The organism is Paenibacillus germinis (assembly GCF_013141785.1).
GTDB classification, from domain to species: domain Bacteria; phylum Bacillota; class Bacilli; order Paenibacillales; family NBRC-103111; genus Paenibacillus_E; species Paenibacillus_E phytorum.
In genome coordinates this window covers 1-12,887 of sequence record NZ_WHOC01000027.1, presented here as the reverse complement: position 1 = coordinate 12,887, position 12,887 = coordinate 1, and the positions used below count along the sequence as shown (strand labels likewise).

Below are 12,887 nucleotides of genomic sequence, written 5' to 3'. Positions count from 1 at the left end.
ATGCGAGAAGACTCTTCGTTTTCTGGAATGATTCCGCTGAGGAGAAGCAGATTTCTTTCCAAAACCGAGTCATTCGTTTGGGAGCCAATGAATTTGTATGTGAAATTGTGGAATAGGTAGCTGCTAAGAGGGAACAGCAAGGATGCTTTGTGTTCAAGTCGGCACGGAACAACCTTGTTGTTTTCGCTTCAAGATATAACTAAAGCGCTTACATATGTTAATTATTCATATTCATAGAGGAGGCTGTTTACAATATGCATAAAAAGATTATCTGGGGTGTGATTTTTAGTATATGTTTGGCTGCACTGTTATTCCGAGCACCAGCAAGCCTGGCTGTTGGCGCTTACGATACGGGCGTACTGCAGTTTCAAGATGATTTTAGCGAGGGCATGTCGTTATGGAAGGGGGTAAAAGGATCATGGGTGGTTGACAACGGCGCGCTTCGCGTAACCTCGTCCAGCACGAATGAAATAGAGCCGAAAGGATCGAATGCTGTTTGGCAGGATCAAATCGTTGAGTTTCGAATCCAAATCGTCGGAGCGCCAGGAGGCGGTTTTACAAGAGTCTTTACAAGGTATGTGAGCAACACTAGTAATTTGGGATTGTTGATCAGACCTACGGGGTTAAGTTATTCGTTAAATGGAGCTGCGGAGTCGTACCTTTCCAGTTATACATTTACTGTGGGTACGAACTATGACGTAAAGATGATGCTATCAGGAAGTACGGCAACCATTTACGCCAAAAAAGATTCGGAAATCACTTACACGAGCGCAGGGACGATTGCAGGCTTGCCCGTACAAAGTGGAAAGCTGAGATTCCAAACTTCCAACGACAAGGTGCTGTTGGATAATGTGAAAGTATCGAATACGCAATCTTCCACATTTATGGCGAATGGAAGTGTGTTGTCATCTTTGAATTTGGGAAGTCAATCTGCTTTGTCGCTAATCAATACAACCGGAAAAGCCGTTGTCTGGACTTCAAGTGACACGACAAGGGCAACCGTAGATGGCAATGGTGTGGTCACTGCTGCAGGCAGGGGGCTGGTGACGATTACGGCTTCCACTGCTGATCATCTGGAACAAGTTAGATTTGATATCTATGTGAAGGATCCCATCGATTCGGCAGGCGTAATGCAGTTACAGGATGATTTCAGCAACGGCATGAGTTTGTGGAATGCTGTATCAGGAGCGTGGGGAATCGACCATTCGCAGCTTATTTCTCCGGCAGCTTCGTCCTCACTGCTTGAGCCGAAAGGGACATTTACCAAATGGAGGAACATGACGGTAGCGATGAGGTTTAACAGACTCGTCACAAGCTCAAACGACAATTTCATTTCGATCAAATTAAGGTATGTCAGCGAGGCGGATTATACACGATTGCTGATCAGAAGTACGGGATTAAGTTATATCCAAGCAGGTGGAGCGGAGCAGTCTTTTTATGCAACGACATTCAACACGGGAACGGATTATGATATCAAATTGGTAGCCATTGACGATTTGGTGCAAGTATATGTAAAAAGCGCTGCCGATCCTAATTACATTGTTGCGGGTGCGATATCCAATGCTTCCTATAATTTCGGCAAGGTACAACTGACAACGTACAATGTTAAGGCCGCTTTAGATAATATTCAAATATGGAACCATGAAAAGTTACCGTTTATTCTAGGTAAGAAGTTAAGCGCTTTCAATAAGGGGGATGGCGAAACGCTGCAGTTGACGAATACGACTGGGAAAAGTGTGATGTGGAGTTCAAGCGACAACCAGGTAGCGACAGTAGATCAGACTGGAGCTGTTACCCCGCTCGCTCGGGGACAGGTGGTCATTACCGCAGCAACGTATGATAGCATGTATCAGGATAAAGCTGAAATCGTGGTCAAGGATCCAATTAATCCTACCGGTATCTTGCAGTTTGAGGATGATTTCAGTGAGGGCATGAGCGTTTGGAAAGCGGTATATGGGACTTGGACGGTTGATAATTCTCGGCTGTCTTCCACCTCAACGGCCTCCTCTTTGATCGAAATGAAAGGGTCAGAAACAACGTGGAGGAACCAAACGATTGCTATGAGGTTTAATCGGGGTGAAAACCTGGCAGGCAACTTTATTTCAGTGAAGTTCAGGTATGTCAGCGAAGCCGATTATACACGTTTACTGATCAGAAGCACCGGATTAAGCTACGTTAAAGCAGGCGGCACGGAGCAGTCGATGTATGCCATGACTTTTAACGCGGATACGGATTACGATATTAAATTGGTCGCCTTGGATAATTGGGTTCAGGTTTATGTGAAAAGCGCAACCGACCCTGACTATACGTATGCGGGTGCCATTTCTAATGTTTCCTATGTATTCGGGAAGGTGCAGCTGACCACGTATAATGTAAAGGCAACTTTTGATCACATCCAAATATGGAACCATGAAAGCTCGGCTTTTGCCTTGAGCACCAAACTAACTGGGATTGCAAGTGGCTATAGCAAATCGCTGCAGCTGACCAATACAACCGGAAAAAGTGTGGTGTGGACTTCAAGCAATACGCAGGTGGCGACAGTAGACCAGACAGGAGTGGTTACAGCCATAGCGAAGGGTCAGACAGTCGTTACTGCAGCAACATATGACGCTTCCTTTCAGGATAAGAGTGATATTGTTGTATATGTCCGGCCTACAGGTGTTACCCTCAACAAACCTAGTACATCCTTGTATATGGGGGAAGCTGAGGAGCTTACAGCTGCGGTTAGTCCGGCGGATGTAGATAATCCGTTGACCATATGGACTTCCAGTAATCCTTCCGTGGTAAGTTTGGTAGGAGGCTCCAGTACCTCCAGAGCCATTAAAGCCTTGTCTGCAGGTACGTCGATAATCACCGTTACTACCGTAGACGGCGGATTTTCGGCTTCGATTCAAGTGGTTGTGAATCCTGTGCCGGAACCAACCGTATCGATGGCCGAATTCGCGATTGATCCGACTCCGAATGCTCTGCCATCCCATTTCTTAGGAGCACATAACGAACAACTGGTTAAGGTTGGAAGGGTGACTGATTTTCAACTGGAAAGCTTTGATAATCTGGGACTGGACCTCCAGCTGCAAAATGTTCGTGGACCCGATGGAACGGGTGCCAATTACTATTTGTACAACGAAGGCACGGTCATGAATTCCAAAGATCCGCGTTATCAGCAATTCTATGGGAATCGAACCGTTGGGGCGGTAGAGAATGTGAATCTGCAGCCTGGGTACCCGGGGTTATATCTTGCGGATTCCTACCATCTCGCCAATACGATAGAGGTTCCCTACGTATTTGTCATAAATGTAATCTCTCAGTCGGTGAGTGAAATCCTGACACAAGTCCAGCAGATGAAGCAGCAAACCACACAACCCATCTATGTGGAAATGGGGAACGAGCTTTATTCCATCTTGTTCGATGCAAGCTTCCCGTCAGTCTCTGAATATATTGCCAAATGCAAATTGATCTATCAGGGAATCAAAGGCATAGATCCGACTATTAAAATCGGAATTGTGGCTGTGGCCAAAGATTTGGAAGACCGAATAGCTGCTGACCCCAATAATCTGCCAGATCCTGATGTGGATTGGGCAGCTACACAAGGGGGACGCGTTGCGCTTTGGAATCAAACGCTAATGACAGACAGCAGTTTCTACGACGCCATCATCGTCCATGTGTATTCACCCATTCCAAATCTATTTGATCTAACGAACAGCAAAATGATGAGATACTTATATACGTATAATCAAAGTGCATTGGAAGGTCTGTCTATTCAGAAAAACCAATTCCCAGGCAAGGAAATATGGGTTACGGAATGGTCATCTCTTCCAACCGTCCTATTCGGCGAGAAAGACCCTAACGAGAAGGCACGCAAACAATTTATGAAAACCCCAGGATTTGCGATGCACAATATGGAACGGGTGCTGCAAATGATCGAGTCGGGTGCCGTGACGATTTCCGACGTACATGCGATGGTAGATCCCCAAGGGTTTGGAATCGTGCAGCAAACCGCCGGTGGAGATCTCACTGAATTACCGAATTATTATGTATTTAAAGCTTTGGGAGGTCTACTTGACTCCAATAGCAGCTATTACAAGGTCAATCTTGCACAAGGCAATGTTCAAAATGAAAAGCTGCGATTCATTGCTACGGATGTCTATTATAACGTTGCGGATGTTGGCGCATGGGGTTTCGGTGACGCTAATGGCATTAAGAAGGTCGTTTTCGCCAATCGGACCATGAACCCTGTCAATGTTTCCATACCAGGCAGGGATCTCAAGACAAATTGGGTATATGGGGGCTCTAATCCTTTGCCCGCGTTTCTGACGAACCCGAATGCGAGCTGGTTGGATGCGCCACAAGTTAATCCGTTACCGGAGACGCCATCTTCCATTTTCGCCGGAGAGATCCAATTGAAGCCTTATTCGATGACGATTGTGGACATTTCAAATAATGTTGCTGTACCAGTTACGACAGCTTCCATGTCTCCGGCACAACCGGATGGACAAAATGGTTGGTACGTAAATCCGGTAACGGTAACATTGACCGCCACCGCCACCGCCACCGATCATGTATCGGGTATGGAGAAGACGGAGTATAGTCTGGATAACGGGACTACGTGGCAGTCTTATACGGCACCCGTGACGTTTGATCAGAGCGGCAATTACGGCATTATGTATCGATCGACTGATAAAGCAGGGAATATTGAACCTGACAAACAGGTTAGTTTTAAATTAAATATGACTGCCGCAGTCGTTAAGTTGCAAGACAGCAGCGGGAATCCGATAAGCGGTGGAATCGTAAAATACTACGATGGCGGATGGAAGGATTTTGGGGTAACCGACGCTTTTGGATTGATTAGTAAGGACTTGCCTGATAAAACATACACTTTTAGTATGACATACGAAGGAACATACATGGAAAAGGTGCAGAATACAGGAGCTAGCCCCATCGTTGTATTCCAGACGGTGAACACGACGGTACAGCTGAAGGACAGTTCGGGGAGCCCACTCGACGGAGGAACGGTGAAATATTACGCCGGAGGGTGGAAGGACCTGGGGGCTACGGTTGGCGGAACGGCAAGCAAGGAATTATTGCCTGGCAACTATACCTTCAGCATGTCTTACTTGGGCATCTATCAGGAGAAAGTGCAGAACACCGGTTCGTCTGCGGCGATTGTATTCCTGACGGTGAACACGACGGTACAGCTGAAGGATAGCTCGGGGAATCCGCTTGACGGAGGAACTGTGAAATATTACGCCGGAGGGTGGAAGGACCTGGGAACTACGGTTGGCGGAATGGCAAGCAAGGAATTATTGCCTGGCAACTATACCTTTAGCATGTCGTACTTGGGCACCTATCAGGAAAAAACGCAGAACACGGGTTTGCCAGAGACGGTTGTATTCCAGACGATAAACACAACGGTACAGCTGAAGGATAGCTTGGGGAGCCCACTCGACGGTGGAACGGTGAAATATTACGCCGGAGGGTGGAAGGACCTGGGAGCTACGGTTGGCGGAACGGCAAGCAAGGAATTATTGCCTGGCAACTATACCTTCAGCATGTCTTACTTGGGCACCTATCAGGAGAAAACACAGAACACGGGTTTGAATACAACAATTGTATTTCAGAAGTAATTCCGTATCAAAGTGTGACGTATTACGCCTATCCGAAATCGATACTTTTATTTGAATCTTGAAAAAACAACCTCCCGCGGGCCGTCTAGTCTTTGGGAGGTTGTTTTTGTCGATATTGCGTCGGCGTGATGCCGACCGCTTTCTTGAAGAGCTGCGAATTAGACAAGAAAAAAGCCGACGACTCGTAGTCTCGACTTCTTGCTGATTGAGGCACTCCTTTGTGTTAAATAGTTAACTTCTCTTCTTATAATGGTCTAAAAGAAGGGAGGCTATTGCTTTGGCATCCTTAGCGGATAATTGGTTTCTATAAAGAAGCTCATTTACGGTAGCTCCGTCAATCAACAGCATGAATTGTCTCGCAAGATCGTCGGGTTGTTGTAAGCTTGCCTGATCAGCCAACTGACGAATATAGTTATAGACATCCGATTTCCGTGTTCTGGAAGATAAATGGGCGCTGTGCGTTGGTTCTGCCAGCTCGGTCACGATATTGATGGCCCCGCAGCCTCTGAAATGGGGGGCTTCAAACCATAAATGGATTGCGTCAAAAACAGCAATCAATCGCTCTTCGGGATCAGAAGCTAATCGCTCGACGGTGCTCATAAACCATTGTAACCAAAGTTCCCCTCCTTTGAGTACGACTTCGTTGATGAGATCGTTTTTAGAAGGAAAGTGTTTGTAAAGAGTCATTTTTGCCACGCCGGATTGCTCAACAACTTCATCCACTCCGACACGATTAATTCCTTTGCGATAAAACAATTCTAAGGCTGTTTGGAGTATTTTTTCTCGAGCTTTACTTATTCTAAGAGTACTCATAACATCAATATAAAGAACGGTCTGTCTTTTGTCAATTCAGGTCTCCGGTGAATTATATTCGGTTCGATCCAACGGATTTCGTCGGGCCAGAACTCCGAAACCCATACTGGACAACAGCTTCGGTCTGGTGTCTAGAGCATGCTCGACGCCTGTAATGGAATGAAGAATGTCCTCCGTAAAACCGCTTCTGGCATATTTGGCATGAACTGCTCGGATCGCTGCGGCTGAAAGTCTATGGCTTTTAGCGCCTAAAACGTCCATCGTCGCCCCTTCTCCAACCAGTCTCGCTTCGGGGCCATATACTTGTTCATTGATGACCGGATTTAAGTGCAGACTGATCGATTCGTACACTTTTTTGGCTCGGTCAGGATGCCATCCCATGTTCGTAACCAATTGATACGCTTCTCTTGCCCCTGTCGTCGCAAAACAACATTGCCCCGTTTTGTGAATATGTTTCGATGATATGCCTAAATCGTGCAAAATGCTGGAGACAAACAGCAATTCTTCGTCTATTTTGAATCCGTAACTTTTGCCTAACAACGCTCCCCAAAAATAAGTACGGTAACAGTGATACAATAAGGGTTCTGAGAAACATTCCTTTGCATATTCTTCGGCCATGCGAACTGTATGTGTTTCCGGATACCTTATTTCGTCAAAGCTCAAATCGATTTTTTTGCCCGAAAACAACGGCATTCTGAACAATACGTTTCCCAAAGTATCCTTTAGTTGCGATTGAATCAGCATTTTTATCATAGCGAACTTCTCTATCGGTGTAAGTTTAGCCTGATGATTCTCGCACCAATCATAGTTACCTATATCGGGTCTCATTTTCGCAACGCTCCGTATTCATTAATTTTTGATGCTTAATTCCGTATCCATGGATTTCGTAAATGGACGTTTTTGCTTGAACGCGACCGGATCCTTTTTGTCCATTGCTACATCATTCCATTCCCTCTCTCAATAAATGTATTTCACATTTGTATATTATACGTACAAGTCTGTATACTTTCAATGAAAATTATACTTTTTGAGTTTTGGATGAAACTAAAGTTAAACTAGTTCCTCTGTTTCAACGGATTATAATGAGATTAACTCAGAGGATGTAGATTTAATCATGGTTAACCATGTGCAAGTGAGTGTTGAAATTTCAGCTAAGCCTCCTGTTTCCTATACACCGGTTGTGGTCGCAGTGGGCGTTGGAGTAAAGGTGTACGGATTTGTTCTGTTAAAAGCTGGGCACTTATACGTAAATTGAAAGGGGAATATAATATGAAAAGTAAAAATTTTAATAGGCAAATTGTAAGCGCATTCATTTCGCTTGCTCTACTTTTGGGAATATTCATAGATCAACGAAATCTCGTTCATGCCGCGGATTATACGGCCACCATAAATATAGATACGAATGTTGAATCGAGCTTAAGTGAAAACTTCGGGGGATATAATGGGGATTTTCAAACTTATGGCATCCTATACACCGATCAAACGGCCATCGATTTGGCAAAAGGATTGAATAGCCGTGTGTTTCGATTTCCCTCCGGAACGGATAGTGACTATTTCGACATTAGGAGAGGGGATGACGATGACGAATGGGTATCGCAATTTTTCGGAAAAATGCCTACATTCCATGCTGCCGTTAACGACGGGCAAATCTTGAGAGCCAAGCCTAACAAACAAGAACTTCAGGATTGGAAATATTTTCTGGATCAAGTGCAAGGAGAAACCATGATTATTATCAATGGATTCACCGATACGCCAGAAACAGCAATGGCGATTGCGAAATATTGCAAGGATAATCATATTAAGGTTAGCGCCTACGAGTTGAGCAACGAAGCTTTTTTATTCAGTAAATTTTTTCCGACTGCAACGGATTATGCGGATAAAATGAAACCGTATTATGATGCCATCAAATCGGTAGATTCGAAAGCACAGATTAACGTCATGTTTTCTCAAGGCGAAAAACCCGAATGGGATAAAGAGCTGGCTGCTTATCCGAATAAATATTGGGACGGCGTATCCTACCATTTTTATCGGGGCGGCGATCGGTATTCAACGTTCGACCAAGCGCGCAAAGACTTGAATTCCGCCTTGGCAGAGCGTACCAATTCGTATATCGATTCCTATTACCTTGCCAAAGGAAGACCTGATATGCCTGTAACGATAAGCGAGTTTAATACGACTCCTTCAACAATGACGAGTTTGTCCACATCGGGGATGATAAAAACGCTGTATAATGGCATATTCGCCGCTGAATATTCGACCAGATTGTCGAGCCATCCCAATGTGAAACGTGTACTTCTTCATGCGATGATGCAGTTTGGCACCCAACCCACCAATAACTATGCTGTCGCAATGCGAGATGCTTATGAAAAAAAGACGACATTAGATACAACGGGTTACGATTTCGGCATTTATAAAAGCGGTGCCGCTTTAGGTTTGCAAATCGCCTATGAAGCCATCAATAACAGTTCCCACTTATGGAAAACAACGACTTCGGGAGGGGCAGAGGTTAACAAGTATTCGGGAAGTAATATACCTGCTTTATATTCGCAGGCATACAAGGGGGAAAACAATAAAAATTATGTCGTGATCACAAACAAATCGGACAGTACTCACACCGCAACAATCAACATGAATGGAGTACCGGTAACATCCAATATGACGAAAACGTATATTTCATCTACAGACCCAGAATTAAAAAATACACTGGCAAATCCTAATGCTATTGCTATTCAAACGGAAGGCACACTCAATCCGGTAACGATTCCTCCATACAGCGTGATGAGAGTAGAATGGGATGGTTCCGGAGGACAACTACCCCAGCCTACTCGTATTGTTCAATCTATTGTCGGTAATAATCAGGTGGAGCTAACTTGGCTTGATTCGCTGCTTGCATCAGGATATGTCGTGAAGTATGGGACGACACATGGCGTTTATACAAATACGATAGACGCAGGCCAGTCAAAGAACTATACGGTGACGGGCTTATCCAACGGGATAACCTATTACTTTGCGATAAGCGCTAAGAATAATACAGGTTCAAGCACTAATTCGAATGAAGTCGCTGCCAAGCTTGTAAAGCCAAGCGCACCAATGCTGGAAAGCCCGAAAGCAAAGGAAGGTTCCGTCGTACTTCATTGGAATAGTTCAACCAACGCTTCCGGGTATTATGTGAAGGTTAGAACAGGATCCGGCAACAATACAACGGTTAAAGACGTTGGCAATTCTATAGGCTACGAAGTGACCGGATTAACCAATGATACAGCCTATTATTTTACGGTATCTGCGTATAACGGTATGGGAGAAGGCTTAAACTCCAGCGAATACAGCGCTGTTCCTAGGGGGGATATGCCCTATTCTCCTCACACAGTTCGAGCTTTCGCAACCGGAACGGGAGTCGATTTAAGTTGGAGCCCCTCGTATTCAGAGCAATTTTATGAAAACTTTGAACTTGGAGACGGTTTATGGACCGTAATAAACGGTGAATGGGCGATTGTTCATAGTACGGAAGGTGGTCTTGGCAGTACCAACGTGTACCGAAGCAGTAATTCTTCTGGTTATGGAATGAGCGTTGCTGGAGACAGCACTTGGAAAGACTATGTTGTTGAAGTTGGAATCGTAGCTCCCGGTTCCGTTACGGGTAACTATGGCGTGGCCGCAAGATATGTGGACAACAATAATTACTATTATGCTTATTATGATTCTCAAGAGAAGAAGTATAAAATTGTTAAGCGCTTTCAAGGGGCAGAAGCGGTTTTGGCTTCATCTGAACCCATAGCGGACCCTTATTTTATTCTTGGAGCAAATACGAGTAATAAATTCAGGCTTGAGGTATCGGGCGATAGGTTGACCCTATATAGGGACGCAAATGTAATAGCTTCAGTGACGGATGGGAGTCATCCGATTCTTTCGGGAAAAATAGGTCTTTACACGAACAACCAGCAAGCTGATTTCGACCGTGTGTCCGTGAGATTGGATAATGCGACTGGTTATGCTATCAAAAGAAGTACGAGTCTAAAAGGCGTTTATACGACTGTAGCGTCAGGAGTAACAGGAAGTACCTACAAAGACACCAGCGCAAATCCGGCACTCCATAATTATTATGTGATTTCAGCGTTAAATGAAAGTGGAGAGAGCACCTATACTTCTCCACTATCGATTGCTTATCCAATAGAACCGTTAATCAATATCGCGCCAAGCGCTATATTATCGGTTGATTCCACTAATGGTTCGTTCAGTGCGAATAAAGCGGTAGATGGCATTAAAAATGACAACGCCAGCAGATGGCTTTCTTTAAGCGGAGAGCCGCATTATTTTCAGATGGAATGGCAGGCGGACAAATTGATCAGTAGTATTCAAGTTTGGAGCGGGCTAATCGGAGGATACGGGTTCCAAATTAAAGATTATACGATTCAGTACTGGGACGGAGAAAAGTGGAAGACGGCGACTGCCGTTACCGATAATAAAAATGACGCGAATGTTCGTTCCTACAATATATTGGAATTGGATAATTCCATTATTACCAAAAAATTAAGAATGAACATAACGAAAGCCTCTAGCGCAGCCGGTTATACGGACGCCAGATTGTTAGAAATCGAAGTATTCGGTACAGATCGATATAAAAATATTGCGCCGAGCGCTGTATTAGCTGTTGATTCGACGAACGGTTTATTCAGTGCAAATAAGGCAGTAGATGGAATAAAAAATGACAATAGCAGCAGATGGCTTTCTTTAAGCGGCGAACCGCACTACTTTCAGATGGATTGGCCGGAGGATAAGTTAATTAAGGGCATCAACGTCTGGAGCGGGCTGATCGGGGGCAACGGATTTCAAATCAAAGACTATACGATGGAGTATTGGGATGGGGCCAATTGGACAACCGCAGCGACTGTAACCAATAACACCTATGATGCCAACGGTGGTTTGTACAATTCTCTGAAGTGGAGTACTCCCATTTCCACCAAGAAAATAAAAATGAACATAACGAAAGCCTCTGGCGTAGCGGGTTATACGGACGCTAGATTGTTGGAAATTGAAGTGATTGGCGCAGATTTACCTACTGCGACAGCGAATTTATCTCCTTCACAGCCGGATGGACAAAATGGGCGATACATGAGTCCGGTAACGGTTACATTGTCTGCTCCGCAAACATTATGGGGGGTTACACAGTCTGTATATAGTCTGGATAGTGGGAAAACGTGGCTGGCATACGCAGGGCCGATCACGTTTGAGCAGGATGGCTCAACCAATATGAGCTTCAGATCGATAGATCATGAAGGCAATTCAGGGAGCATTCAGACGGTTTCATTCATCATCGAAAGGAATGCCTTGGCACCTGTGACGATGGCCGCATTGTCGGGTACTCCAAATAGCGAGGGCTGGTTTAAAGAAGATGTGACGGTTACCTTGACGGCTGTGAATGAATCAGCGGGTGCGGTGGGGACCGAATACAGTATCAATGGTGGGACTGCTGCTGCTTACGTGGCACCCATTGTCATTCGAAACGAAGGCACGAGTACGATCGGATATTTCTCTACAAATGCCGCGGGGAATGTGGAAGCGGCGAAATCGTTGCAAGTGAAATTAGATAAAACAGCACCCGTTGCTGTGTTGACGGAGTCCGGTCACGCAGTGGCAAATGTAACAGATGCGGATACGCTGAGATTTGATTTGAACAGTACAGATTCACACTCAGGTGTGGCAACGCAGACGTTGACTTTGGATGGCGCTGTGATTAACAGCGGTCAAACGATTGCTGCGGGAAGTCTAGCGCTAGGAGCACATACGGTGCAATACAGTGTAGTGGATGCAGCGGGCAATTTGGTGCAATCGACACATACATTCAACGTGAATGCGAACGTTACGTTCAGTCAAGCTACCCTTGCAGCTGACGTTGTATCGCTGAAGCTGGGTGAAACGACAGCTACTCACCTAACTGCGACATTAAGCAACGGAACGCCAGCTGATCTCAGTGGTGCAGTAGTTGCCTACAACACAAGCAATGGAGCGGTGGTTACTGTAGATGCACAAGGCAAAGTTAGCGCTTTGGCAGAAGGTACTGCGCAAATTACAGCTGCCGTCACCTTAGATGGAAAAACAGTACAAACCAATGCTGTGACTATTACAGTTGTGAAGCCGTTATCAGTTGGGGCACCTGGTAAACCTGTTTTGTCAGATAATAGCGGTCAGGCAACTGGATTAAAAGATGGTAACTATACCGTCACAATGAACATGTGGTGGGGGAATAACGGCTCCGTGTACAAGCTTTACGAAAATGGCACACTCATTAGTACGCAAACATTGACAGACGCGTCTCCAGCAGCGCAAGTGGCTAAAGTAGATGCGAAAGGTAAAGCGAACGGCACTTACACCTATACGAGTGAACTTATTAATTCCTTCGGAACAACAGCTAGCAGCCCACTTGTGGTCAAGGTTACAGACGCATCGCCAGGT

The 12,887-nt window shown here is 45.2% G+C and carries 5 protein-coding genes; 3 read left to right on the top strand and 2 right to left on the bottom strand.

The window, feature by feature from the left end; translation table 11 throughout:
* Positions 1-254 precede the first annotated feature (254 nt).
* The gene (locus tag GC102_RS05980; protein ID WP_171688642.1) at positions 255-5,624 is read left to right on the top strand and encodes an Ig-like domain-containing protein; all 5,370 of its coding nucleotides are present in this window, start codon (positions 255-257) and stop codon (positions 5,622-5,624) included.
* 231 nt (positions 5,625-5,855) lie between these two features.
* Here GC102_RS05980 and GC102_RS05975 read toward each other — a convergent pair whose 3' ends face one another.
* The gene (locus GC102_RS05975) at positions 5,856-6,437 is read right to left on the bottom strand and encodes a TetR/AcrR family transcriptional regulator (protein ID WP_281367628.1); all 582 of its coding nucleotides are present in this window, start codon (positions 6,435-6,437) and stop codon (positions 5,856-5,858) included.
* 36 nt (positions 6,438-6,473) lie between these two features.
* Positions 6,474-7,265 (bottom strand): HD domain-containing protein, encoded by a 792-nt coding sequence (locus GC102_RS05970; protein ID WP_171688640.1) that lies wholly within the window; start codon positions 7,263-7,265, stop codon positions 6,474-6,476.
* Between the two features lie 286 nt (positions 7,266-7,551).
* Here GC102_RS05970 and GC102_RS05965 point away from each other — a divergent pair, with 286 nt between their 5' ends.
* Together GC102_RS05965 and GC102_RS05960 are read left to right on the top strand one after the other, a co-directional pair.
* Positions 7,552-7,692 (top strand): hypothetical protein, encoded by a 141-nt coding sequence (locus tag GC102_RS05965; protein ID WP_171688639.1) that lies wholly within the window; start codon positions 7,552-7,554, stop codon positions 7,690-7,692.
* 14 nt (positions 7,693-7,706) lie between these two features.
* On the top strand, positions 7,707-12,887 hold a 5,181-nt coding region (locus tag GC102_RS05960; protein ID WP_171688638.1), incomplete at its 3' end, for an OmpL47-type beta-barrel domain-containing protein.

What these genes read in the sequence shown, in the direction of transcription:
- GC102_RS05980 (WP_171688642.1), top strand. Translation starts at nt 255, where the DNA reads ATGCATAAAAAGATTATCTGGGGTGTGATTTTTAGTATATGTTTGGCT.
- GC102_RS05975 (WP_281367628.1), bottom strand. Translation starts at nt 6,437, where the DNA reads ATGAGTACTCTTAGAATAAGTAAAGCTCGAGAAAAAATACTCCAAACA.
- GC102_RS05970 (WP_171688640.1), bottom strand. Translation starts at nt 7,265, where the DNA reads ATGAGACCCGATATAGGTAACTATGATTGGTGCGAGAATCATCAGGCT.
- GC102_RS05965 (WP_171688639.1), top strand. Translation starts at nt 7,552, where the DNA reads ATGGTTAACCATGTGCAAGTGAGTGTTGAAATTTCAGCTAAGCCTCCT.